This window comes from Glutamicibacter sp. 0426 (assembly GCF_001906485.1).
Taxonomy (GTDB): domain Bacteria; phylum Actinomycetota; class Actinomycetes; order Actinomycetales; family Micrococcaceae; genus Glutamicibacter; species Glutamicibacter nicotianae.
Genome location: NZ_MPBI01000003.1, coordinates 70,742 through 95,805 on the forward strand (window position 1 = coordinate 70,742; position 25,064 = coordinate 95,805).

Sequence of the window (25,064 nt, forward strand, 5' to 3'; positions counted from 1 at the left end):
CGTGAAACTGTCCAACAACGCGCTGGCCAATCTCCAGACCGACGCCGAGCTCCCCCGCTACGACCGCAGCCAGCTGCGCGCTGGCATCGTGCACTTCGGAGTAGGCGGATTCCATCGAGCGCACCAGGCAATGTACCTCGATCAGCTCATGAACGAGGGCAAGGCTCTTGACTGGGGCATCATCGGCATGGGCGTCATGCCTTCGGATGCGCGCATGCGCGATGTCCTTGCCGAGAGCGACGGGCTGTACACCCTGATGGTGAAGAACCCCGACGGCAGCGTCGAGGGCCGCGTCATTGGTTCCATCCTGGACTTCATCTACGCCCCGGATGACCTGCAGCGGGCCATTGAGCAGCTGGCAGACCCGCAGATCCGCATCGTGTCCTTGACCGTCACCGAGGGCGGCTACAACGTCAACCCGGTCACCGGCGAGTTCGACCAGCAAAATCAGGCCATCCTCGATGACCTGGCCAACCCCGAACAGCCGCGGACCACCTTCGGGCTGATCTGCGCGGCACTGAAGCTGCGCCGCGAACGGGGCATTGCTCCGTTCACCGTGATGAGCTGCGACAACATCCAGGGCAACGGCGAGGTCGCACGCAAGATGTTCGGCGCCTTCGCCTCCGCGTCTGACCGGGAGTTCGGCGCTTGGGTTCAGCGGCATGTCCCGTTCCCCAACTCCATGGTGGACCGCATCACCCCGGTGACGACCGAGGCCGATCGCGCCGAGGTTTCAGAACGCTATGGCATCGACGATGCTTGGCCGGTGGTCTGCGAGGACTTCGCGCAATGGGTCCTGGAGGACAAGTTCACCAGCGGCCGGCCACCTTTCGAGGAGGCCGGGGTCCAGCTGGTAGATGACGTGGTCCCCTACGAGCTGATGAAGCTGCGTCTGCTGAACGCCACCCACCAGGGCCTGTGCTACTTCGGGCACCTGGCCGGCTACCGTGCCGTGCACGATGCGGCCCGCAACCCGCTGTTCGCGCAATTCCTTCTGCGCTACATGAAGACCGAGGCAGAGCCGACCTTGCGCCTCCTGCCCGGCGTGGATCTGGATGCCTATCAAAACAAGCTCATCGCCCGCTACAGCAACGAGCATGTGGCAGATACCATTGCACGGCTGTGCGCCGATTCCTCAGACCGCATCCCGAAGTGGCTGGTGCCGGTAATTCGCGAAAACCTCGCCACTGGAGGCGAGGTGGCCCTGTCCGCCGCGATCGTTGCCAGCTGGGCGCGCTACGCCGAAGGCGTCGATGAAAACGGCGAGCCGATTGAGGTGGTGGACCGCCTGGCCGATCAGGTGCGCGCCGCGGCAGCGCGCCAGGGACAGGACCCCCTGGCCTTCCTGCGCCAACGCGACCTCTTCGGGGATCTGGTGGAGGACGAGCGATTCACCGCGCCCTACCTGCGGGCGCTGGAATCCTTGCACGTCCACGGCGCCATGCAGACCCTGGAAACGATCATGAGCGCCGAGCTCTCCGCCTAAAAACAGCGAAAGGGACAGCTTCTCTCACGAGAAGCTGTCCCTTTCGTTCGTTGGGCAAAAATTGCTGCCAGCCTGCTGCGGGGCAATTCCGCGGGGGAATTTGCCGTGCTTGGCCGGGGCCTAGGCCTGGTTCTTCTTCAGAGCGGCCAGTCGTGCTTCGATCTCGGAAACCTGCGGTTCGCCGGCTTCGATCTGCGCGGCGCCGTCGGCTTCTTCCAGGATGTCCTGCGGAGCGTTGCTGGCCTTCAATGCCGCCAAGCGCGCATCGACTTCGGTGGCCGCACCGAGGTCATCGAGCTGCGCGAACTGCGCATCGAGTGAGGATGCGGCCAGTTCCTGCGCACCACGGACCTTGGCTTCGTCCTGGCGGATCTTCTGCTCGAAGCGGCTGATCTCGCTGGTCGGGTCGTTGATGTCCAAGGCCTTGAGGGTGTCCATCATCTGGTTCTGGGTCTTGGCATTGCGGGCGCGAGCTACCAGCTCATCGCGCTTGGCCACCAGTTCCTGGCGTTTGGTCTGCATGGTGTTCAAGCCGGTCTTCAGCTTGTCCACGACTTCGCGCTGGGTGGAGATGGTGGATTCCAGGTTCTTGGCGCGCTTCTCGGCGTCCATCTGGCGCTGAATCGCCACGGTGGCCAGCTGGTTGAACTTCTGCTGGTTGGCGGAATCGCCGTCGGCGGCATATTCATCAGCCTTGTTCGACGCGGCCAGCGCCTTGCCGCCCCAGTCCTTGGCTTCCTGCAGGAACTTGGCATGGTCATCCTCGGCCATCCGCAGGTTGCCGATGGTCTGGGCGACTGCTTGCTCGGCCTGGGCAATGTTGTTGGTGTAATCGCGGACCGTCTGGTCCAGCATCTTCTTCGGATCCTCCAGGGCATCCAAGGCAGCGTTGGCGTTAGCCTTGCCGATACCGAAAATCCGTGCCCAAATTGAGCGCTTCTTGGCCATAGTGCGTCCCTTCGTCTTCCGTTGCTTAAAGCTTAGGGGAATTAGCGGTGGCGCTCTAACCAGAGATCCTTCTGCGTCGGGAAACTGCCTACGTTAAATGGCGCAGGTACCGGCCCGGGGCGTCCAGGAAAAGCCGCCAATTGCGCACCATGTCCAAGTCGTCATAGCCCGATTCGCGGATTCCCCATTCCCCGATTTCATAGATTTTCGCCTCCGGCAGGGAAGCAAGAAGCGGCGAGTGGGTGGAGAGAATCACTTGGGATCCGGCGCGCAGCAGATCGGCAATATGCGAGAGCAGCATCAGGCAGCCGTTGAAGGACAGGGCTGATTCGGCTTCGTCAAAGACCCACAACCCGTTTACCGCGGAGCGCTCGGTGAAGAATTCGATGAATGATTCGCCGTGGCTCTGGAAATTGTGCTTTCCGTGCGAGCCGATGGATCCCAGGTAGGCGAAGTGCCCATGCATGGTCTCCGCGCGCAGGAACACTCCTGCCTTCGACGCCCCGGCCCCGCGTTCCAATTGCAAGTGCGAGGACAGCCCGGATTCGGTGGCCTGCGTGTGGTGCATGCTGTGGTTGGTTCCGCCCTCGGCATTCAACCCGAAAGCCGCGGCGATCGCTTCGACGAGCGTGGATTTTCCGGCGCCGTTTTCGCCAACCAGCACGGTCAGCTGGCCAAGTTCCAGCCCCTCGTCCAGCAGTTGCCTAACTGCCGGGATCCGGGCCGCCCAGTCGGAGCGATCCATCGGTGCCTTGGGATGCTCGGTGATCCGGCGAACCGGCAACGTGTCGAAAGCTGCGCTCATGAACCCGAGGCTACCAGCAGCCCGCGACAGCCTGGCCGGCGTAGAACAGTAGCGGCCCCGTGGCCGCGCGGCTGCGTGGGCAGGGCGCGGCCACGGGGCCACATCGGTTTCCTAGCGGTTGACCGGGAGCATGTTTCCGGCGAAGAACTCGGACAGTTCCTCGCGCGCATCCAGCGCGAAGATGCCTGCGACGTACTGGTCCGGGCGGACCACCACGATGGCGCCATCCTTGCTGATCTCGCGGTCGCGGAAAATGTCGCGGCCGTGGCCGGCAGCGAATACCTGGTTGATGTCGTGCAGGCCGTACGGAACCTTCAGCGGCTGGAAGGCCTTGGGCACGTCATGCAGCTCGACCTCGGTGTAGTCCTGCTGGTAGATGGCCTTGGCGTCGAAGACCGCATCCTCGTCCCCGCCGGCCGGGGTGTAGACGTTGCGCGGCGAGGAAGGATCCTCGGCCCACCAGGTGGCGAAGTCCGCCATCTTGGTGCCTTCCAGCGCCGGGGCGGCGGCGTCGGCGAAGACGTAGACGCGCCAGCGGCCGTCGGCCTCGTGGAAGTGGCCCAGGTGGCGCCAGCGGTTATCCGAGCGGCGGATGACCTCGGCGGACTTGAAACGCTTGCCGATCGGGAAGCCGGGGGCCAGTTCCTGGTGCTCGGTGCCGGTGGTGATCGAGGAATCGGTGTACTGGGTCATGAACCCGGCAGGGAATTCCATGGTCTGGGTGTAGTACTTCTCCAGCTCGTCCGGGTCGTCCCAGTCCTCGACGGACTTGGCCATCAGGGTGGACCATTCCTTGTCGAAGTCGATCAGGTTCTGCGCGATCACCTTGCGCTCCTCGGCGTAGGTGTCCAGCAGCGAGTCCGGGGCGCGGCCTTCGAGCACCGCGGCCAGCTTCCAGCCCAGGTTGAAGCCGTCCTGGATGGACACGTTCATGCCCTGGCCGGCCTTGGCCGAGTGGGTGTGGCAGGCGTCGCCCATGATGAAGGCGCGGGCGCAGCGGGTGCCGCGCTCCTCGTCTTCCACGTCGTCGAAGCCGTCGGTGATGCGGTGCGCCACCTCGTAGACCGAGAACCAAGCGACGTTCTTCACGTCCATGGTGTACGGGTGGATGATGCGGTTCGCGGTGGCCACGATCTCTTCGACCGGGGTCTTGCGGATGGCTCCGGCGTCCTCGGGGGTCAGTTCGCCCAGATCCACGTAGAAGCGCACCAGGTAGCCGCCCTCGCGCGGGATGAGCAGGATATTGCCCTGGTCATGGGACTGGATGGAGCACTTGACCTGGATGTCCGGGAAGTCGGTGTTGACCATGACGTCCATGACGCCCCAGGCGTGCAGCGCGGCATCGCCGTGCAGCTTGTGGCCCAGCGAGCGGCGCACCTGGCTGCGCGCCCCATCGCCGCCGACCAGGTACTTGGCCTTCACGGTGCGCTCCTCGCCGGCGCGTTCCCCGGCAACGTACTTGATGTGCGCGGTGACCGGGTATTCGGCCGACGGGTCGATCTCGCAGTCCAGGAATTCCACGCCGTAGTCCGGGGTGATCTTGCCCGGCGCTCGCTCGGCGTCGCGCAGGAAATAGTCGAGGATGCGCGACTGGTTCACGTAGATGTGCGGGAATTCGCTCATCCCGGTGGAGTCGTCAGCGGCGCGGGAGTGGCGCTTGATGTTCGCAGGGTTTTCCGGGTCCGGGGTCCAGAAGCACATCTCCACATTGCGGTAAGCCTCTTCGATGACCTCATTGGCGAAGCCGAAGGCCTGGAAGGTCTCCACCGAGCGGGCCTGGATGCCGTCGGCCTGGCCGACTTCGAGGCGGCCCGGGCGCATCTCGATGGCGCGGGCGTTGATGCTCGGGAAGCGAGAGAGCTGCGCGGTCACCACGGCGGCGGCCGGACCGGTGCCAACGATCAGCACATCCATTTCATCGGGGATTTCCTCGGCGCGGTTGATACCGTAGCCGGCGGCTTCCTTGACGCGCGGGTCTCCGGAGACGTATCCCCTGTGGTGAATCTGCATTATCTGGCTCCTTGTACTGTGCCGCCACCCGGCATTGTCTCTATAGTTGCGACACTGTTGTAACTATAGAAACAATCGTAGCTTTCACGTAGGCTGGAGGCAAGACGTACGTCACACCGGGAACAGCGCGGGAAGCTTCCGCGCATGCCAGATGAAATGATTGGATCATGAGCAAAACCACCGAAGGCGGTTCGCAGACCCTGGGTCGCGGGCTAGAAGCACTGACCCTGATCGGGGAATCCCCGGCGCCGCTGAGCGTCTCGGAACTCGCAGGGCTGCTGGGCGTGCACCGCTCCATGGCCTACCGGCTGGTCAAGACCTTCGAGCAGTACGGTTTCGTGGAACGCAATCCGGCAGGCGAGCTTGAATTGGGAGCACGCCTGGGCGCGCTGGCACGCAATGTCGCCAAGTCCCTGCAGGCCGCGGCCGCACCGCATTTGGCCACCGTCTCCGATGAGCTGCAGATGACCGCGCTGCTGGTGGTCTTCGACGGTGAAGCGGCTGTCACGCTGAGCACCGCCGAACCCCGGCTGGCCGATGCCACCGTGGCCCAGCGCCCGGGCACCCGCCATCCCATCGACAACGGGGCACCGGGACGGGTCATCCGCTCCATGCTCAATCCCGGCGAATATCCGGCCAAGGATTTCGAATTCAGCCATGACGAAGTGATCCCGGGGCTGACCTCGATTGCCGTTCCGCTGCTGCTTCCGCAGGGCAAGCCAGCGGCCATTGCCGTGATCTACCCGCCACTGGAACGCGACCGCAACCACATTGCCCACGTGCTCGCGGCCGCGTCGGCGCGCATCTCGGCAAGCCTTGGCGTCCGCTCCTGACGCGGCACCGGCTGGCTGGCTGCGCTAGCTACGCGGTACAAGCCTCATTGGAGCACCCTGCATCGCGTGGAAGGTAGGTGTCGGTTCCCTCTACCTGCTCCCACACGATGTGGCGGTGCTGCCCGCAGCGCTCGCACGAAGGAGCCAGGTACGTGGACCGCTCTTCCATGGTGTATGCCCGAAAATCACCCATCACAACCTCCCGATGACCAGCCGCGAAGCGAGGTTCACGGCCTGCTGGACCTGCTTGGTGCCTACACTCTACGCGCGGAAAGCACAACCGGCTAGGGTCTGCCGCAAGCGGTTACCCACAGCCCCGCCAGCAGGCTCGGCCACCTCGTGGCAAACTAGGGCAGAGAACCGGAGACCACCGTTTCACCACTGCAGGACCGCTACCAAGGAAGAAGCCATGAGCACCTCAGAGCAGAAGCTGCACCGCTTGAAAGAACGCATCACCCTGTTGCTGAACAAGGCGGAGAACACCAATTTCCCGCATGAAGCGCAGGCGTTCCAGGAGCATGCCGAACGGCTCATGGTGCGCTACGGCATCGGCCGCGCCGAGCTGGACGCGGATTCGGCTGACCGGGGCAAGAAGAAGGAACCCATCGTCGAGGAGCACTTCGATATGCGCGGCGTCTACCGGCTGGGCCAGCGCGACGGACTGTCCGCGGTGGGACGGGCCTTCCGCACGGTGTCGATGCTGCAAAGCAACTACTCGAACTCCTGCCGACTGTACATCATCGGCCACGAATCGGATGTCGCCACGGTCAAGAACCTCTTCGCTTCCCTGGTGGTCCAGGCCACCGCCGCCATGGCCCACTGGTGGGCGCAGGAGGGCAAGCTCTACACGAACTGGTACACCGACTCGGAGAAGACCATCGAGCGCCGCGAGTTCCAGCGCAGCTTCTACCTGCAGGTCGCCTCGCGCATCGCCAACCTGTATCAGGAAGAAAGCGAGCAGAACGGCAGCGGCACCGAACTGGTCCTGGCCAGCCGCAAGGAGCAGGTGGACGACTACGTCAGCAGCAACTACCCGTTCCTGCGCCGCAGCAGGAACCGCGCCACCTCCGGCAGCGCCAATGCCTCATTGGCCGGACGCGTGGCAGGATTCAAGGCGGATCTCGGTTTCGGCAAGCACGTCGATTCGGCCACTCCGGGCGAGGTTGCCAGCTAGCGCACTTCCCGAAGCTGGGTGTCCTCGATGTAGCGCGGACGCCCGGCCATGATCCCGACCAGGGTCTGGAAGACGATCAGGCCGGCGATCAGCCAGATCGGGGCGACCCATGAACCCGAGGTCTCATGCAGCACCCCGACCAGGAACGGTCCGGGAAAGGCCATCAGGTAGCCGGCCGATTGGCCGAAGGTGGACAGCTTCGACACCCCGGCCGCAGTACGGGCCTTCAATCCGATCATGGTCAGCGCCAGCGGGAAGTTCGAACCGCAAATGCCCAGCAGCACAGCCCAGAGCACCGCTCCCTGCACCGGCGCAAGCAGCATGCCGATAATCGCGATGATGCCCACCGCCCCGTTGAAGATCACCAGCGGAGCCTGATTCGAGAATTTGGCAGCCAGCGCTGGCATCACGAAGGACAGGGGAACGCCCACGCCCAGCAGGATCGCCAGCAGGGATCCGGCAAAGGCCGGCGAGACTCCGAAGTCGATGAAGATCTTGGGCAGCCATCCCATGAAGATATAGGCGACTGCGGACTGGCCGCCGAAGAACAAGGCCACCCACCATGCGGTGGCATTCTTGCGCATCGGCCCGATGCCTGCCCCGTCAGTTGAGCTGCCGGCCAGCTGCTGCTGGGCCGCGATCTGGTTGCGCATGCCGAAGTACACCAGCAGCCACAGCATCAGGGCCAGCAAAGCCAATATCGCCCAGAAGCCCAGGCCCAGGCGCCAGTTCCCGCCAAGCATCTGGTTCACCGGCACGGCAATCCCAGCCACCCCGGATGCGCCCAAGGCGACCGCCGTGGTGTAGGCGCCGGTGACAATCCCGATCTTTCCCGGGAACCAGCGCTTGACCAGCACCGGCATCAGGATATTGCCGACCGCGATGCCGGCCAGAGCCAAAGCGGTGCACAGCAGGAAGAACCCGGTCCCCGGCGCGACCGCGCGCAGGGCGATGCCCAGCAGCACGGCTGCCATGGCCGCGGCCACCACCAGCTCCGGGCCGCGCTTGCCCGCCAGCCGCGGAGCCAAGGGGCCCATCAGCGCAAAGCACAACGGGGGGATGCCGGTGATCATTCCGGCCACGAACCCATTCATCTGCAGGTCCTCGATCACCAGATCGAGCAGCGATCCCAAGGAGGTGACGGCCGGGCGCAGATTCAGCGAGGCCAGGATGATCGCGAGGATCAGCAAGGCGCCAAACCCCTTGGACAGGGTGGCGTGGTTTTTCGGGAAGTCAGGCATGGTATCCACAGACTATCCGCTTCAATTCACGGATCCCATATCCGTTGCCTTCACTACGCTAAAAGGCCGCCCCGGAAAAGGGGACGGCCTCGTGGCACAGGGCAATACCCAACGGATTAGCCCAGTTTGGCGCGCACCATCTGCGAGAGGGCCTTGCCGTCGAAGCGGCCAGCGATTTCGGCGCCAACCAGCTTCATTGCCTGGCCCATGTCCTTCATGGTCAGCTCGTGGTCGGCGGCCAGTTCCGCCATGACGCGGTCGACAACCTCTTGGGCTTCTGCTTCGCCCAGCGCCTTCGGCAGGTAGGTGGAGATGAAGGCGGCTTCGGCCAGCTCGCGTTCGGCGTGTTCGGCACGCCCGTCCTTGGCAGCCAGGGCAGCGGTTTCCTCGCGGTTGCTGACTTCCTTGCGCAGCAGGTTCTCCACGTCCTGGTCGTTCAGTTCCGTGGGGTTCTTCCCGGATTTCTCCTTGGTGCCGATGGCGCTGAGGATATTGCGCAGGGTCGTCTTCTCCAGCTCGTTGCCGGCCTTCAGGTGGACGATGCTGTCATCGCGCAGGCGATCTTTCAAACTCATGGGAGCTGCCTTTCACTTCGTGTGCTTGAAATTTTACCCGCATAGCTTCCTGCACTATTTCTTTTAGGCCAGTGCGGATGCACGTAGCCGCTTTTGATACAGTGACCAGATGAAACCACTGCGCGCTGGCGCCATCGTTGCCGCGCTGGCGCTGATCGCAGTTCTCCTGATGGTCTGGAAACCATGGGACTCCTGCGATGCTCCCGATGACGTGTGCGATTTCCTGGCAACCGTCGCGGATCGAGATGGCGTCTTGGGCTCCCAGGTGTCCTCCAGAGTATCGAAGCACGACCCCTTGGACGCACCAGAACTGTCAGTTGACGTGCAATTCGAGCTCTCAGATCAGCTCGCCCCCGGGCAAGCCAGAGAAGCCGTCACCCAGATGGCCCAAGACATCCAGGCCGGAGCCCCGGCGCTGGACATGAATGAAATCCACCTGTCTTTCGTTGCCGGCCCCTCGCGGAAAATCCAGGGGTCGAAGACCAAGGCCTACCCGTTGGAAGTCAGCGAAATTATCTCCCCCGCCGCCGCTGACGAACAAGCGAAACCTGGCCTGCTGGGCGAGAAGGCAGCCTTCGCCTTCGGCCTGCGCCGCCATGGCGCGGCCAGCGTGATCAATGGTTCGGCCACGGCGGACAATCTGGAACAGCTGCTGAAACTGGGAGAATTCACGGCCCGGGCCAAGCACCCGGCCGAGCTGGCGCTCGCAGATCACAGCGTGCGTTATTCGGCCACAGACCGCACCGACATGTCCGAGCTCCAGCTCCTTGCCGATGCAGCCAAGCGGGGGATCTTCCAGAACGCCGGCATTGATAATTCCGGGTTGCACCTGACCCTTGGCAACCAGACGCCAGCAGCAGCGAAGCAGGAAACCCGCTTGTGGCTGGAGCAGCATGAAGCATTTGACGAGGCCATGCCCTATAAGCTGTTCTCGGCTGGATACGAGATCCTTGCCGAAGGCTGGGTTGGCGGCAAGAAACCCGAGTCGCTCATTCCCCGACCGGTGGTTCTTCCCGATAACGTCACCAGCTGGCCGCAAGACCCGTCGGCCCCATGGTGCACGGAAGGCGATGTGGACATTGCTTTGGGAGCACCCGACGCGGCTGCCGGTTCCCGGTACCTGCCGGTGTTTGCCAAGAACGTTTCTGCCCGCCCGTGCGCGCTGCGCTCCTACCCGCAGATCGCTTTCCTCAACGCGGATGGCGACGCCCAACCGGATGTCCAGCTGCAGCCCGAACCGGGCATCCTCCTTGAACGCGTCACCATCCCTGCGGGCGAAGCGGTGATCTCGACTTTGGAGTGGAATGCCATGTCGACATCCCTGGATCCGGATGAAACCGTTGCACTGGGCATTGCCGCGGCCAGGGGCATGACACCGGTCGAGCTCGCACCGGCCGTCGACGGCCAGCCCACAACCCTTGACATCCTGGATGGCGCGCGGATCACGCAGAGCCCTTGGGTCCAGGCCCGCGACGGGTGGACAGTTCCATCCGGCGCTTTCGCCCAGTAATCCCCTGCCCGGCCAAGGCCCTAGGCGAGGTTGCCTACTGCTCGCGTGGCGGGAATGCCTTGTACTTGCGGTAGTGGTTGACCGCGTTCAGCAGCAGGTAGAGCTTGCGGCGTGGGTGCTTCTCGGCGGAGAACTTCAACGGGTTCGACACCTTGCCGGCCTTGAGCAGCCCCTCGGCCTTGCGTCCGGTATCGCTATCGAAGAATCGGCGCAGCAGATGGTGCGGCAGCACGGTGAACAGCCGCTGGCGCGACAGTTGCAGCACCCCTGCCCCGGTCTTCACCACGGCGTCCGTTTCCGGGTCTGAATTGTCGAACTGCGCGCCGAGGAACTCGGTGACGTAGAAACGGGCAGGGTTCACCCCGGCCGCGGTCAGGTAGAAGTGGTTGCGGCCCAGGCGCGGGTTGATCTCGAAGAATTTGATCTGGCCATCGCGGTGGTCGTATTTGGCATCGATCATGGCGATCCCGCGCCAGCCCAGCTCCTCGAGCATGCGGGCTCCATCCGCGGCCATTTGGTCGTTCCGGCCGGTGACGATGGCGGCGGAGTTGCCCAGCACCAGCGGGGCGTGCTCCTCGATCACCACTTCGCCGTAGCCTGCGAAGATGACCTTTTCTTCCTGGGTGGCGAAGTAGGTGCACAGGCGCATCGCGTCATCGCCGCCGGGAATGTATTCCTGCAGGATGTAGCCCGCGTCGTAGCCGCTGCCATCGATCTTTGCCAGCAGCGCTTCAAGCTCCGCACGGCTGTTGATGGTGTGGATCTTCTGCTTGCCTTCGAACTTGGCGGCAATCCACGCCGCGGAGCTCGAGGGCTTGCCGATGACCGGGTAGTCGAAAGAGCCAACCAGGGATTCCAGCTCGGATCCCGGGTAATACACGGCCGTGCGCGGGTGGGCGATGCCCAGCTTCTCGGCGAGCGCGTAGAAGTTCTCCTTCAGCGCCGCCCCCTCGATGGTTTCCAGCTCGGGGTACGGGATGACGTACTGGCCTTCCAGCTGCGCGCGGTGCTTGGCGATCAGCATGATGTGGAAGTCCAGCGAGCCGAAGAGCATCAGCGGCCGGTCCCCCGCGGCTTTCAGCTCATCGGCCAGATCGGCCAGGGCCGCGACCACGCGTCCCTCGTCGGCCATGGATCCGATGGGGCGCAGCTCGATGGCGACCGAGTGCTCGATGACGCCGTTGCCGGCGGCCGGCAGGACTACCGAGCGCACGCCGTAGGCCTCGTAGAATTCGCGCGCCAGGGTGTAGGTGCCGATATCTCCGCCGAGGATGACGGGGACAAAGGGCTGGGTTGGATCGATTGCCACAGTGGTGCTGTCCCTACTTCTTGCGCCAGTTCATGTACTTTTCGAAGGCCCAGGCCAGCGGCTTGTTCAGCGCAAGGTCCCATTCGCCGTTGGTCTGCACGATGTCGCAGCCGGTGTTGGTCTTGAACTTGGTCAGCCCGGAGAGGTGGTGCTCCTTGTCCAGGGTTGCGCTCACGCCGCCCTGGTCCAGGTAGCGGCAGCCGGCCTCGATGGAGTCGCTGACCATATGGTGCATGATCGCCTTCGGGGCGAACAGCTTGCGCTGCTCCGAGGAGGAGGCTCCGTACAGGTACCAGGCAAGGTTCGAGGAGCGGATGACAATGGCGGCCGCGAGGTCCACGCCTTCATTGCTGGCAAGGTACAGGGTGCAGGAGCCCGGCACCGCTTCGTTGAGCACGGTGTGCATCTTCTCGAAGTAGCTCAGCGGGCGGCCGGTGAACTCCTGGCGGTCGGCGGTGTGGTTGTACAGGGCATGGAAGCGGACCATGTCCTTGGTTTCGCCGATCTCGATTTCCAGGGTGCTCTTCAGCGCCTTGCGGGTCTCGTTGCGGGTTGTCGAGGAGTAGCTGGCCATAACCTGCTCGCTATCCAGCTGGTTGCCCTCCTCATCCTGCAGTGCCACGCGGGCCACGTATTCTGGCTGGCCAGCGGCGAAGTCCAGGCCCACGTCTTCTTTGGTGAATCCCAGGTCCAGCAACGCGTCATTCAGTGCCAGTGCGGTGCTCGACGTGCTCTTGGTTTCCAGGTCCTGCAGCTGGGTGAAGCCTTCCTTGCCCAGGTTCTTGCGCACGGCGGCGGCACCCCAGGTGCGTACTGCAAGCCCCGGGCCCATTTTCAGCTGGAAGGCGCCACGGTTCTTGAGGTAGGAGGCCAGGGGGCGGATGACCGCTGCCGGTGCGTAGGCACCGAAGTCGATAACCGGGCCATCGGGCAGGTAGGCAAGGGTCTTCTTGATGACCGGGGCCGCACGATGCAGCACCAGTGCGGCTCCTACCAGTTCGTCTTCCTCGAAGAAGCCGAGGGATTCACCCCTCCAGCCGCCCTTGACCTGAGCCCATTCGGGACGCTGCAGGAAGCTGACGTCGTGGGCGGTCTCAAGGAATGCTGAGTGCTCGGTACCGGATATCGGACGCACATGAAGTTCGTTGTGGCTCACGGGTGAAATCCTACCGTGCTTCCCTGCCGGATTGGGGGACGCAAGATACCCCCAGGGGGTACTTGACTTAATACCCCTAGGGGGTATTATCGAAGTATGGATACCAACCACACGCCACATGAAACAGCCGAGCACCACGGCTACCACGCGGACAAAAGCGCTCTGGAACGACGTTTGAAGCGCATTGAGGGCCAGGTGCGCGGAGTGGCCAAGATGGTAGATGACGACAAGTACTGCATCGACATCCTGACCCAGATCTCCGCCATCAACGCGGCATTGCACAAGGTCAGCGTGCAGCTCATCGATGACCACATCGGCCACTGCGTGGTTGATGCGGCCAAGTCCTCCATCGAGCAGGGCGACCCGTCCATCGTGCAAGACAAGATTGCCGAGGCCACGGCCGCCATATCCCGCCTGGTGCGCTAAGCCCGCGCCCACGCACCAATTTTCCAATTCACACAGAATTCATCGAAAGAGAGCAAGATCATGAGCCACAACTGCAACTGCGGATGCTCCTCGGAAAAGAACTCCAACCAGGGCCTGCAGATCCAGCCGCGCACCGACATCGCCGCGGCCCCGACCCAGACCGAAATCAAGGTCTCGGGCATGACCTGTGGGCACTGCGTCGCTTCGGTCACCGAAGAACTCAAGGAGATCGCCGGGGTTGATTCCGTGGACGTCGCACTGGACGCACAGGGAATCTCCACCGTGAAGGTCACTTCCGCCTCGGCGCTCGCCGAGGATTCCATTCGCCAGGCTATCGACGAGGCAGGCTACACCGTCGAAGCCATCAACGCCTAGCCACCGCACGGCACAGGCACCCGCGCCGCCGCCGGCGGCGGCGGGAAAGTTCAAGGTATTTTCATCATGACTTCCGAAACCCCCACCCACTCCCCCGAATTGCGCACCGTAGATCTGGACATCCAGGGCATGACCTGCGCCTCCTGCGTTGGCCGCGTAGAGCGCAAGCTGGGCAAGCTGCCCGGGGTGACCGCTTCGGTCAACCTCCCGTTGGAAAGCGCCAAGGTCCAGGTCCCCGCGGGGATCAGCGATGACGAGCTGATCAGCACGGTCAAGGCCGCCGGCTACGGCGCCTCGTTGAAGCCCGAGGCCAAGGCCCCCGTGCACCACGAAGAGCATGAGCACGGCGGGCACGAGCATCTGGTGCCCAACCACCTGCTGCGCCGGCTGGTGGTCTCCGCGGTCTTCACCATTCCGCTGTTCATCATCTCGATGGTTCCGGCCGCCCAGTTCCCGCACTGGGGCTGGGTAGCCTTCGCACTGGCCACCCCCGTGGTGCTCTACGGCGCCTGGCCATTCCACAAGGCGGCCGCAATCAACGCGCGTCACCTGGCCTCCACCATGGACACGCTGGTGTCGCTGGGCGTGCTGGCCGCCTACCTGTTCTCCGCCATCCAGCTGTTCCTCGATCCGCAGATGACCGCCCATACCGGCATGGCCATGAGCGAGCACCAGCTGTACTTCGAGACCGCAGGCGTGGTGGCCACACTGCTGCTGCTCGGGCGCTACCTTGAGCACCGGGCCAAGTCCTCGGCCTCCGATGCGCTCAAGTCGCTGCTGAACCTGGGCGCCAAGCACGCCACCGTGCTGCGCGAGGGCCAGGAAGTGAAGATCCCCGCCGACCAGGTGCGCCTCGGGGAACACTTCGTGGTGCGCCCGGGCGAGAAGGTCGCCACCGACGGCGTGGTCATCTCCGGCACCAGCGCCATCGACACCTCGCTGATCACCGGCGAATCGGTGCCGCAGAAGGCACAGCCCGGAACCAACGTCACCGGTGCGACGCTGAACACCTCCGGACGGCTGGTCGTCGAGGCCACCCGCGTCGGTTCGGACACCACGCTGGCCCAGATGGGCCGGCTGGTTTCGGAGGCCCAGTCCGGCAAGGCCCCGATCGCACGGCTGGCTGACCGCATCTCGGCGGTCTTCGTGCCGATCGTGCTGGGCATCGCCGTGCTCACCTTCCTCACCTGGTGGCTGGTCACCGGTGATACCTACGCGGCCTTCGTCGCAGCCGTCGCCGTGCTGGTCATCGCCTGCCCCTGCGCCCTGGGCCTGGCCACCCCGATCGGCCTGCTGGTCGGCACCGGCCGCGGCGCCCAAATGGGCATCCTGATCCGCGGACCCCAGGTTCTGGAGGACACCCGCAAGCTGGACACCATCGTGCTGGACAAGACCGGCACCGTCACCACCGGCGTCATGGCGCACACCGGAACCCGCACCGTCGATGGCGTCGACGAGGCCACCGCACTGGCGCTGGCAGGAGCCGTGGAGCACCACTCCGAGCACCCCATCGCCCAGGCCATCGCCGCCGCGGCGTCCGCCCAGGCCCCGCTGGCCGAGGTCACCGGCTTCCATGCGGAGCCAGGCGGCGGCGTGAAGGGCACCGTAGGCACCCAGCTGGTGGTCGTCGGGCGCCCCTCATGGCTCGAATCCCAGGGCGTCATGCTGGACGGAACCGCCCGGCAGATGCTCCACGAGGCCGAGCAGGCCGGCGCGACCGCCATCCTGGTCGCGGTGGACCAGCAGTTCCAGGCAGTGATCTCGGTGGCAGACAAGATCAAGGACAGCTCCGCGAAGGCCATTGCCGAACTGCAGGAACGCGGCCTGCGCGTCGTGCTGCTGACCGGCGACAACAAGTCGGTAGCCGCCGAGGTGGCAGCCCAGGTTGGCATCGAGGAAGCCGATGTCTTCGCCGGAGTCTTCCCCGCCGACAAGGCCAAAGCGATCAGCGCGCTGCAGGAGCAGGGCAAGGTCGTGGCCATGGTGGGTGACGGCGTGAACGATGCGCCGGCACTGGCCCAGGCGGACCTGGGAATCGCGATGGGCTCGGGCACCGACGTGGCCATCGAGGCGGCTGACATCACCCTGATGGGCAATGATCTGCACCAGGTCACGCAGGCCATCGACCTGTCCGCCAAGACCCTGTCCACCATCAAGATGAACCTGTTCTGGGCCTTCGCCTACAACACCGCAGGCATCCCGATTGCGGCCCTGGGCCTGCTGAACCCGATGATCGCCGGTGCTGCCATGGCGGCCAGCTCCGTGCTGGTGGTGCTCAACTCGCTGCGGCTGCGCAGTTTCGGAAAGCAATAGCGCTAACTAGGAACAAATCATGGGGCGGACCGTGCAAGAAATTGCGCGGTACGCCCCATCTTTTCTGCAATCCCCTAGCCACCCCCGTTTTTCCGGCAAGAAATCGTCCGGGGAAAAACGATGCCAAAGACCCCGATCCTCAAGTACGTTAGAGCCAAGCGCGCACCACGCGCAGATAGCTGAATCGTCTTCCGCACAGGAAACCACGGCAGGCCGCCAGCGGTATGCGGCGCTCGCCGACCAAGACCTGGGAATTCCAACCCGGCACCGGCTGTCCCGGGTTGGAATATTTTCAAGGATTGGCAGCTCTCCATGAAATTGTCAGCCGCAGTACCCGCCGTCGTGGACAGCAGTTCCACCGATATTCTTGCCGTCGCCAACTCGCCCATCTTGTGGGCCTGCGCGATCGGCGTTTTCCTGGTCATCGTCCTCCAGAGCCTTATCTACATGAAAGCGGCCAAGACGGCCGCCCCGCATATCGGGATGAGCCAGGAAGAAGTCAGCACCAGCTTCAAGGCCGGCGCAATCTCGGCCCTCGGCCCGTCGCTGGCGGTGGTCCTGGTGGCCATCGCGCTGCTGACCGTCTTCGGCACCCCGGCGGTGCTGGTGCGCATCGGCCTGATCGGCTCGGTCTCCTACGAGACCGCGGCCGCCGCAATTGCCGCCAAATCAGCCGGAGCCGAATTAGGCGGCCCCACCTACACCCAGGCAGTCTTCGGGCTGGCGCTGGCGGCCATGTCGCTGGGCGGGGCCATGTGGATGATCGCCACGCTGATCCTCACTCCCCTGCTCAAGCGCGGCGACTCCGCCTTGCGCAAGGTCAACCCCGCGGTGATGTCCGTGGTGCCCGGAGCCGCGATGATCGCGGCGTTCATGGTCCTGGGCATTGGCGAACTGCCGAAGTCCGCATTGCATATCGTCGCCTTCGCCTCGTCAGCGGTGATCATGACGATCTTGATGCTGCTGGCCCGATGGCTGCAGGCATCCTGGATCAAGGAATGGGCATTGGGCATCGCCATCCTGCTCTCCTTGGCCATCACCTATTTCGCTGGCCGAATCTAGCGCGCAAGGAAACCAAGGAGCACATCATGCCACAGGCAACGAACATCCACGAAGCGCTGGGAGCCTTCGACAGGACCACCTCGCGCTGGGGACGGATCACCATGCTCATCGGCCTGGCCTTCTCTCTCGCGGCCCCCGCCTACCTGGTCTTCTTCTCCGGTCTGGATATCCCGCTCTCCGGCATACTCGCGGCTTTCGGCGCACTGGCTGCGGTCTTCGGAGTCATCTGGATCGTCGAACCGCTGACCTACTTCCCGATCCTCGGCGCCTCCTCGATGTACCAGGCGTTCATGATCGGAAACATCTCCAATAAGCTGCTGCCGGCGGCGATGATCGCCCAGTCCACCATCGGGGTGAAACCGGGCACACGCAAGGGCGAGCTGGCTTCGGTGGCCGCGATCTGCGGCGCAGCCGCGGTGCATTTGGCCTCGCTGTTCATCTTCGTCGGGCTGCTGGGCACCTGGCTGGTCAGCGTCATTCCCGCCGGCCTGATCACCACCGTGCAGACCTATATCCTGCCCACCGTCATGGGTGCTGTCGTCGTCCAGGCCATCGTCAGCCAGAAGGCCCCGCGTGCGGCCATCATCGCGCTGGTGGTCTCGCTGATCGTGGTCTTCGGGCTGGTTCCGCTCTCCCCGCAGATGGGCTTGTTCTCCACGGCCATCGCGGTCATCGGCTCGGCGGTCATCGCCTGGTTCCTGCGCGACAAGCGGGCCATCGCCGCGGCCCGGGAACCCGATGAGCACGGCAATCCGCCCGAGGGCCCGGTCTACTAGGACCGGATGCCGCCAACTACCCCGCCACCGCATCGACTGGAAGGCCAGAACCGGAAATGACCCGCATCCCAGCATCCTTGCAGCTCACCGCCGCATCCGCGGCAGAGCTGATCAGCACCTACAAGCATCTGCATGCCCATCCCGAACTGTCCATGCAGGAGCACCGCACCGCGGATTTCCTGGCCCGCAGGCTGGGCGACGCGGGATTGGAGGTCTTCCGCTGCGGCGGCACCGGAGTGGTGGGGGTGCTGCGCAACGGGCCAGGCCCGGTGGTGGCCTTCAGGGCCGATACCGACGGGCTGCCGGTGCTCGAGGACACCGGCCTGGACTATGCCAGCGAAGCTACCGGTGTGCTGGAGGATGGCACCGAGGTGCCGGTGATGCATGCCTGCGGCCACGACTCGCACATGGCCGTGGCCCTGGCAACCGCCGAGCTGTTTGCCCGGGGAACCGATGCGTGGGCGGGCACGCTGGTCTTCATCCTGCAGCCGGGCGAGGAAACCGCTGCCGGGGCCAAGGCCATGGTGGAGGACGGATTGTGGGACAAGGCGCCCAAGCCCGAGGTGGTCTACGGCCAGCATGTCATGGGCGAGCTGGCCGGCACCGTCACCCTGATGGGTGGGGCGGCGATGACCACCGCTGATTCCTTCCGGGTGACGGTGATGGGCCAGGGCTCGCACGGCTCGATGCCGGAGCATTCAATTGACCCGATCGTGCTGGGAGCCGCCATGGTGATGCGCTTGCAGACCGTTGTTTCCCGCCAGGTGGCCCCGCAGTCGGCAGCTGTGCTCACCATCGGCTCCTTCAATGCGGGGCTGAAGGAGAATGTGATTCCCGATCGCGCGGTCTTCACGATCAATGTGCGCACCTTCGATCCCAAGGTGCGCCGCACCGTCCTGGATTCCCTGCGCCGGATCATTGCCCACGAGGCACTGGCCTCGGGAGCACCGAAGCCGGTCATCGAGGACATCTCCAATTTCCCGCCCTTGTACAACGACCCGGAGGAAGCCGGGAAGCTCGCCGAGCAGTTCCGCGGGGAATTCGGTGCAGAGAAGGTCGTGCAAGGCACTCCGGTGATGGGCAGCGAGGATTTCGGCGCGCTGGCATCAGCGATCGGGGTGCCGAGCGTGTTCTGGTTCTTCGGCGGCAACAGCGCCGAAACCCTGGCCGCCGGGGCTCCCCCGGCCAACCACTCGCCGTTCTTCGCCCCGATCACCGATCCAACGCTGGCCACCGGTGTGCGGGCCGCCGTGCGTGCCCTGTACTCAAAGGTTGGCCAGCAGTGAACAAGGACTGCCACTTGCCCCGGGGGCCATCCTGGCGCTGGCCTTGGAGCCGACAGGGATCGGGGCCGCGACGGAGTCCACCACTTCGCATTGGCTGGTGAAGCCGTCGGCATCCATCGGGCTGGTTGCCGCGAACTGCAGGAATTTGTGCGCCTTCGGCCTTCTTAGTTCCAGTTGGGCTCCTCGTTTGGCGTACCGGGATTCCCTGGCCGGGCGGAGTCACGAGGTGGCGAAGCGACCGGCAAGCCTGCTGAATGCCACCGGGCGTGATCCATGGATCACGAAGAACGCTCGGCACTAGACGATCTCGTGCTTGGGACAACCGCCCCGCTGGTGCCCCGCCGGGCAGGCAAGCACGGCACCGCTGCCGCCTGGACGCCGCAGGGCCGTGCTTGCCTGCTTTGGCGACTACATCGGCAGATGGTTCTCGTACCAGTGCTTGGCAATATCCACGCGGCGGGCTACCCAGATGTCCTCGAACCCGGAAATGTAGTCCAGGAAGCGGCGCAGGCTGGCGATGCGGCCCGGCTTGCCCACCAAGCGGCAGTGCAATCCGATGCTCATCATCTTCGGCGAGCCTTCCTGGCCTTCGCGATACAGGGTATCGAAGGCATCCTTGAGGTAGGTGAAGAATTGGTCACCGGAGTTGAATCCCTGCGGCGTCGCGAAGCGCATGTCATTGGCATCCAGGGTGTAAGGAACGATCAGGAACGGCTTGCCTTCCTTCGTCTGGGTCCAATAAGGCAAATCGTCTGCATAGCTGTCGGCCGAATAGAGGAATCCGCCTTCTTCCATGACCAGTTCCAAGGTGTTGTCCGAAGGCTTGCCCTGGTACATGCCATAGGGTCGTTCACCGGCCGTTTCGGTGTGAACCTTCACCGCGTCATGGATGTGGCGGCGTTCCTCTTCCTTATCGAAATCCTTGTATTCCAGCCAACGGTAGCCGTGGCTGGCAATTTCCCATCCGGCCTCGTTCATGGCCTGCACGGCTTCGGGATTGCGTGCCATTGCGGCAGCCACTCCGAAGACGGTAACCGGAAGGTTCCGCTCGGTGAATTCGCGATGCAGACGCCAGAATCCGGCGCGCGAGCCGTACTCGTAGAGCGATTCCATATTCTGGTTGCGCTGTCCTGGCCACGGCGCGGCACCGACGATTTCGGAGAGCAGATGCTCGGAAGCGGGGTCTCCGTCAAGAACGCAGCTTTCGCCGCCTTCTTCGTAGTTGACCACGAATTGCACCGCAACCTTGGCACCTGCGGGCCACTGCGGGTCAATGCTCTTGCGGCCGTAGCCCACGAAGTCGCGATTGCCGTTCTTTTGCTCAGATTCGCCCATGGATGGTCCCTTCTTTGTTCACTCCGCACGCATGGCAGGCTCGGAAATACATGATGATGCAGTGCTTCTCGCGCTGCCGGAAGACCGGACTGGCCCGGACTGGAAGTTTGTATTGTGCATCCTGCCACACCCTGCCGCAGACGGTGAATTGTGAAACGTCTCCCCAACCCGAAGCACCCCGGCCTCGCCCTCTGCTGGATCGGCAGTCGCGTGCCTATGGCAGCAACACCGCCGTGGCCCCGATGCACGCACCATGGGAAAGCCCGCTATTCGTTACGAAGCAAGAAATCCTTGATTTCCGGCAGGTGATCTCTTGTTCCCGGGGATTGCGCGGTTGCTGTCGGCCCAAAATGTGAAAATACGACTTGCACCACGTTGAGGTTTCTGCGCATACTGTGATGGCAATCACCACATATGCCGCTGATGCGTGGCGGGAGAGACCCGCCCACACCATGGGCGGGCGCCGTAGGAGCAATTTCCTCCCCGGGAAACTCTCAGGCACCCGTACCGCCACGACTAGGCAAATCTGGAAAGCAGTGCGGCACGGCCGCACTCACCGAAGGAGCAAGCTTCGCCCAGTAATCGGGCCGAAGTGAAAACTCTCAGGTCGACATACAGATTGGGGAGGGACCAAGAACAGTGCCGCACCGAGCGCACCGGATTCGAGGTACTCCCCGTGGCTGGCCTGGTCCCTGCTCTTTGCGCAGCGTCCCGGGCAAGCCTGCTGGACTGCTCCGAAACGGAAGTGTTCATCGAAGCGAGACTGCGCTCCAAGCCAACCCGGCTTGGAGGCAGATCAGCTTCGGGGCGCCACGCCACACTCCTGGAAGGCAACCAGCATGAGTACCACCAGTTCTGACCCCACTCTCGAGCGCGGGCTCTCCAATCGACACATCCAGCTGATCGCCATTGGCGGCGCTATCGGCACGGGCCTGTTCATGGGCTCCGGCAAGACCATTTCGGTCGCCGGCCCGTCGGTCATCTTCGTCTACATGATCATCGGCTTCATGCTCTTCTTCGTCATGCGCGCCATGGGCGAGCTGCTGCTGAGCAACCTCGAATACAAGACTTTCGCCGATTTCGCCGGAGATCTGCTCGGTCCCTGGGCCGCCTTCTTCACCGGCTGGACCTACTGGTTCTGCTGGGTAGTCACCGGCATCGCCGATGTGGTGGCCATCGCCCACTATGTCGCCTTCTGGTGGGGCGACCTCCCGTTGTGGATCCCGGCCCTGGCATGCATCGCACTGCTGCTGGTGCTGAATCTGGCCACCGTGAAGGCCTTTGGCGAAACCGAATTCTGGTTCGCGCTGATCAAGATCGTGGCCATCGGCGCGCTGATCGTGGTCGGCCTGGTCATGATCATCACCGGTTTCCAGCACGACGGCACGACTTCCTCCTTCGCCAACCTGTGGGCGCACGGCGGCATGTTCCCCACCGGCTTCATGGGCTTCGTCGCCGGCTTCCAGATCGCCGTGTTCGCGTTCGTGGGCATCGAGCTGGTGGGCACCACCGCAGCCGAAACCAAGGACCCGGAAAAGACGCTGCCCAAGGCGATCAACTCGATTCCCGCGCGCATCCTGTTCTTCTATGTCGGCGCCCTGCTGATCCTGATGATGGTCGAGCCGTGGAACCTGTTCTCCGCCGAGAATTCCCCGTTCGTGGGCATGTTCGCCCTGGCCGGCCTGGCCGGCGCCGCGGGCATCATCAACTTCGTGGTGCTCACCTCCGCCACCTCCAGCGCCAACTCCGGCATCTACTCCACCTCGCGGATGCTGCGCGGCCTGTCCCTGGAAGGCGATGCCCCGAAGAGCTTCGCCAAGCTCTCCGGACGCAAGGTCCCGAAGAACGCGCTGATGTTCTCCTGCATGTTCCTGCTGGCCGGCGTCGCCCTGCTCTACAGCGGCGACTCGGTGATGGGCGCCTTCACCTTGGTCACCACCGTCTCGGCCCTGTGCTTCATGTTCGTGTGGACCATCATCCTGCTCAGCTACCTGGTCTTCCGGGCCCGCCGCCCGCACCTGCACGATGCCTCGAAGTTCAAGGTGCCAGGCGGAGTTCTCATGCCGTATGTGGTGCTCGGCTTCTTCGGCTTCATCATCTGGGCACTGACCACCCAGGCCGATACCTTCACCGCCCTGCTGATCACCCCGGCCTGGTTCCTGGTCCTGGGCGCCGGCTACCTGTACATCCGCCGCAACCCGCAGCACCAGGAGCTGCGCGCCGCGCACCTGGCCAAGGTGGCGCACGAACGCTACGAAGCGGCCGCCTACCGTGACGCGAAATCTTTCGCCAATCACGAGCAGGAAGCTGCCCCGCGGGCCAACGAAAACGTGCACCAGTAGCACTGCACGCACCGGCTGCGCAGCCCAGGCCCCGGCATCTTGCCGGGGCCTTTCTGCGTGCTCGCTGGGATCGCTATTGAGGCTTGCAGGATTGATGCCATCATTGGTTCAGCCAGCAAGCGCTGGCTACCTTCGAAAAGCTGCCTCAGGAGGAAAGAACCATGACATCAACGGGTCCATTGCCGCGCATCGAATCCGGCCAGGTGCCGGCGGACTTGCCCGACTGGATGCGTGATGACCGGGGGCTGCGGGCCGCCTACCGCTTCGATTCCTCCAGCACTGCCCTGCAGTTCATAGTCCAGGTGGGCTTGCGTGCCGAGCAAGACAACCGGCATCCGCATCTGGATTGGCGGATCACCACCGTGGAGCTGCGTCTGGCGCCCAACCAGCCTGAGCGGCTCTCAGCGCCCGAGATGCAATTGGCCCGCCACATCTCCATCGAAGCCAGCAAGCTCGATGCCCAGGTGATCACCGGGAATCAGTAGCCGCTTCCCCCGTTCATCTGCGCTGGCGGCGGGACACGATCGAGGAAATGATGATGCTCTGCGCCGCACCCACAGCGGCGCCGAGCGCCGTCATGGATATCCGGTCGATGAGCAGCGACGAAGGCGGTTCCGGGCTGACCAGGTGGACCATGAGCAGCGCGGAGATGGTCATGAAGACCATGCCCACCGCATAGTTGCGCAGGATCACCAGCTCGATGATGAACTGCGAGGCCAGCGCGGCGGCCAGGACCACCCAGAGCGGGGAATCGAAGGCGAAAACCACGGCAGCCAGCGCCACCCCGAGGCAGGTGCCCACGCAGCGCTGCAGCCCACGGGCCACGCGCGCATAGGCATCGATGCCGGTGACCGCAGCGATCGCGCCGAGGCTGGCCCAGTACCAGTGGCCGTCGCCGACCAGGCAGGCGATGACTGCAGCGAGCAGCACGCCCGAACCCATCTGCAGCGACTCCGGCATGGCACGGTCGCTGGGAGCCCAGTTGAATCCGGAGCCAAGGGTATGGCGCAGGTTCGCTTTGCGCAGCGAGAGGCCCAGCATCAGCAGCATGCTGAAGACCATCGTGCCGCCGCCGGCCAGCAGCACCCCGGTGAAGTTGTCCACGGTAGCCGGCAGGCTCAGGCAGGCTCCGCCGGCGAAGACCGCGAAGATTGGTCCTGGCGGCATCCAGCGTGCGGCATGCGAGACGTAGTTGGCGCCGAAGCCGATAACTGCCAGCACCAGCGCGCGCACCAGGAACGGCGCATCGATGAGCGAGAAGTAGGTGCCCAGCAGCATGGCGAGCAGCTGCACGATGCCTGCCGAGAGCTGCTGCCAGAAACGCGGCGCATAGGCATCGAAGCGGCCGAAGACCGCGCAGAAAGCGCCGAATGCGGCGTACATTGCCCAGTCCAGCCGGCCAGCACTTGCCACGAGGATCAGCGGCACGGCCAGGCTGAGCGTCGCCTTGGATGCCGGGATGAGCGACGGGCGGTGCGGGGCCACGATGACGCTTCGCCGCATGACTTCCTTCAGATGGCGTTTCACTGCTGCGCTTCCCCGTCCTGGGCGGCGACCAGCTGGAGCAAGGTGCGCAACTGGACTTGCTGTTGCGCATCCAAGGCGCCAAACACCTTGGCCTCGCTGTGCTCGGCGGCGGCCATCGCCCGGGCAGCGAACTTCCTGCCTGCGGCGGTCAGCGTAATGAGGTTGCGGCGGCGGTCTTCCGGATCGACGTTGCGTTCCAGGATGCCGCGACTGGACAGCTGGTCGAGGTAGGCCACCAGGTGGCCACGGTTCAGATTCGAGCGTGCCGCCAGGTCATTCTGCGAGATGCCGCCGAACTCCTCCAGCGCGCAGATTATGGTGAAATGATGCCTGGTCAAGGACTCGGATTCCATCAGCTCGGTCAGCTCCTGGGTGCCGATGCGTCCGGCGCGGGCAGTGAGATAGCTCAGAGAGTTCCATTGGAACTGGGGAATCTGGTGTTCAGCCATTCCCCCAAAATATCATTTCATTTCGAAACGATTTCAAAAAGAAGCGTTTTATCGATGAATCTCACATGGCAATGACGGCCATCATCGCCCACCCGTTCTGCTCAAACACCATCCAGCGGGACGGGT

The 25,064-nt window shown here is 64.0% G+C and carries 22 protein-coding genes and 1 riboswitch; of the genes, 12 read left to right on the forward strand and 10 right to left on the reverse strand.

Annotated features, from left to right (window positions below):
• The first annotated feature begins 1 nt into the window (after window position 1).
• Entirely contained in the window at window positions 2-1,486 is a 1,485-nt protein-coding gene (locus BKX98_RS08675) for a mannitol dehydrogenase family protein (protein ID WP_073706918.1), read from the forward strand.
• Between the two features lie 120 nt (window positions 1,487-1,606).
• Here the strand turns inward: BKX98_RS08675 and BKX98_RS08680 are convergent, their stop codons facing one another.
• The 3 genes from BKX98_RS08680 to BKX98_RS08690 all read right to left on the reverse strand — a co-directional run bounded on the left by BKX98_RS08680 (window position 1,607) and on the right by BKX98_RS08690 (window position 5,249).
• Complete coding sequence (locus BKX98_RS08680) at window positions 1,607-2,434, reverse strand: PspA/IM30 family protein (protein ID WP_073706919.1); 828 nt, start codon at window positions 2,432-2,434, stop codon at window positions 1,607-1,609.
• A gap of 88 nt (window positions 2,435-2,522) precedes the next feature.
• Window positions 2,523-3,239: an AAA family ATPase gene (locus BKX98_RS08685; protein WP_073706920.1), complete on the reverse strand. Its 717-nt coding sequence runs from the start codon at window positions 3,237-3,239 to the stop codon at window positions 2,523-2,525.
• Window positions 3,240-3,350: 111 nt separating this feature from the next.
• Window positions 3,351-5,249: an FAD-dependent monooxygenase gene (locus BKX98_RS08690; RefSeq protein ID WP_073706921.1), complete on the reverse strand. Its 1,899-nt coding sequence runs from the start codon at window positions 5,247-5,249 to the stop codon at window positions 3,351-3,353.
• Between the two features lie 167 nt (window positions 5,250-5,416).
• On the opposite strand from BKX98_RS08690, the gene BKX98_RS08695 reads away from it, so the two are divergent.
• Both BKX98_RS08695 and BKX98_RS08700 read left to right on the forward strand, forming a co-directional pair.
• Window positions 5,417-6,082, forward strand: a complete 666-nt coding sequence (locus BKX98_RS08695) for an IclR family transcriptional regulator (protein WP_073706922.1) — start codon at window positions 5,417-5,419, stop codon at window positions 6,080-6,082.
• Between the two features lie 409 nt (window positions 6,083-6,491).
• Window positions 6,492-7,256, forward strand: a complete 765-nt coding sequence (locus BKX98_RS08700; RefSeq protein WP_073706923.1) for a DUF2786 domain-containing protein — start codon at window positions 6,492-6,494, stop codon at window positions 7,254-7,256.
• Here BKX98_RS08700 and BKX98_RS08705 read toward each other — a convergent pair.
• The gene (locus BKX98_RS08705) at window positions 7,253-8,497 is read right to left on the reverse strand and encodes an MFS transporter (protein ID WP_233125317.1); all 1,245 of its coding nucleotides are present in this window, start codon (window positions 8,495-8,497) and stop codon (window positions 7,253-7,255) included. The two genes, BKX98_RS08700 and BKX98_RS08705, sit on opposite strands and share 4 nt — an antisense overlap.
• A gap of 116 nt (window positions 8,498-8,613) precedes the next feature.
• On the reverse strand, window positions 8,614-9,072 hold the full coding sequence (locus BKX98_RS08710; protein ID WP_066142085.1) for a GatB/YqeY domain-containing protein: 459 nt from the start codon (window positions 9,070-9,072) through the stop codon (window positions 8,614-8,616).
• 109 nt (window positions 9,073-9,181) lie between these two features.
• On the opposite strand from BKX98_RS08710, the gene BKX98_RS08715 reads away from it, so the two are divergent.
• Window positions 9,182-10,582, forward strand: coding sequence for a DUF4232 domain-containing protein (locus BKX98_RS08715; RefSeq protein WP_073706925.1), 1,401 nt, complete (start codon window positions 9,182-9,184; stop codon window positions 10,580-10,582).
• A gap of 34 nt (window positions 10,583-10,616) precedes the next feature.
• Here the strand turns inward: BKX98_RS08715 and BKX98_RS08720 are convergent, their stop codons facing one another.
• Complete coding sequence (locus BKX98_RS08720) at window positions 10,617-11,891, reverse strand: carbamoyl-phosphate synthase (protein WP_073706926.1); 1,275 nt, start codon at window positions 11,889-11,891, stop codon at window positions 10,617-10,619.
• A gap of 13 nt (window positions 11,892-11,904) precedes the next feature.
• Entirely contained in the window at window positions 11,905-13,047 is a 1,143-nt protein-coding gene (locus tag BKX98_RS08725) for a peptidoglycan bridge formation glycyltransferase FemA/FemB family protein (protein WP_073706927.1), read from the reverse strand.
• A 96-nt stretch (window positions 13,048-13,143) separates the two neighbouring features.
• Between BKX98_RS08725 and BKX98_RS08730 the strand changes: the two genes are divergently transcribed.
• The 6 genes from BKX98_RS08730 (at window position 13,144) to BKX98_RS08755 (ending at window position 19,285) form a co-directional block, all read left to right on the forward strand.
• Window positions 13,144-13,473, forward strand: coding sequence for a metal-sensitive transcriptional regulator (locus BKX98_RS08730; RefSeq protein ID WP_038993099.1), 330 nt, complete (start codon window positions 13,144-13,146; stop codon window positions 13,471-13,473).
• Window positions 13,474-13,533: 60 nt separating this feature from the next.
• Window positions 13,534-13,848, forward strand: a complete 315-nt coding sequence (locus tag BKX98_RS17235; protein WP_083515604.1) for a heavy-metal-associated domain-containing protein — start codon at window positions 13,534-13,536, stop codon at window positions 13,846-13,848.
• A 66-nt stretch (window positions 13,849-13,914) separates the two neighbouring features.
• Entirely contained in the window at window positions 13,915-16,161 is a 2,247-nt protein-coding gene (locus BKX98_RS08740) for a cation-translocating P-type ATPase (protein ID WP_073706928.1), read from the forward strand.
• Window positions 16,162-16,473: 312 nt separating this feature from the next.
• The gene (locus tag BKX98_RS08745) at window positions 16,474-17,223 is read left to right on the forward strand and encodes a DUF5058 family protein (RefSeq protein ID WP_073706929.1); all 750 of its coding nucleotides are present in this window, start codon (window positions 16,474-16,476) and stop codon (window positions 17,221-17,223) included.
• Between the two features lie 26 nt (window positions 17,224-17,249).
• Window positions 17,250-17,999, forward strand: a complete 750-nt coding sequence (locus BKX98_RS08750) for a hypothetical protein (protein WP_073706930.1) — start codon at window positions 17,250-17,252, stop codon at window positions 17,997-17,999.
• Between the two features lie 56 nt (window positions 18,000-18,055).
• Complete coding sequence (locus tag BKX98_RS08755) at window positions 18,056-19,285, forward strand: amidohydrolase (RefSeq protein ID WP_073706931.1); 1,230 nt, start codon at window positions 18,056-18,058, stop codon at window positions 19,283-19,285.
• Window positions 19,286-19,693: 408 nt separating this feature from the next.
• On the opposite strand, the gene puuE is transcribed toward BKX98_RS08755, so the two are convergent.
• Window positions 19,694-20,620 carry an allantoinase PuuE gene (gene puuE, locus BKX98_RS08760; RefSeq protein WP_038993093.1) on the reverse strand — a complete coding sequence of 309 codons (927 nt, stop codon included), beginning with the start codon at window positions 20,618-20,620 and terminating at the stop codon, window positions 19,694-19,696.
• 421 nt (window positions 20,621-21,041) lie between these two features.
• Window positions 21,042-21,140, forward strand: a riboswitch (glycine riboswitch).
• Between the two features lie 319 nt (window positions 21,141-21,459).
• Between puuE and cycA the strand changes: the two genes are divergently transcribed.
• Window positions 21,460-22,962: a D-serine/D-alanine/glycine transporter gene (gene cycA / locus BKX98_RS08765; RefSeq protein WP_073706932.1), complete on the forward strand. Its 1,503-nt coding sequence runs from the start codon at window positions 21,460-21,462 to the stop codon at window positions 22,960-22,962.
• Between the two features lie 161 nt (window positions 22,963-23,123).
• A complete protein-coding gene (locus BKX98_RS08770; protein ID WP_083586714.1) occupies window positions 23,124-23,447 on the forward strand; it encodes a 4a-hydroxytetrahydrobiopterin dehydratase in 324 nt (107 codons plus the stop codon).
• Window positions 23,448-23,460: 13 nt separating this feature from the next.
• On the opposite strand, the gene BKX98_RS08775 is transcribed toward BKX98_RS08770, so the two are convergent.
• Entirely contained in the window at window positions 23,461-24,489 is a 1,029-nt protein-coding gene (locus BKX98_RS08775) for an FUSC family protein (protein ID WP_143181073.1), read from the reverse strand.
• Window positions 24,486-24,938, reverse strand: coding sequence for a MarR family winged helix-turn-helix transcriptional regulator (locus tag BKX98_RS08780; protein ID WP_073706933.1), 453 nt, complete (start codon window positions 24,936-24,938; stop codon window positions 24,486-24,488). The genes BKX98_RS08775 and BKX98_RS08780 overlap by 4 nt, the downstream gene beginning before the upstream one ends.
• Window positions 24,939-25,064 lie beyond the last annotated feature (126 nt).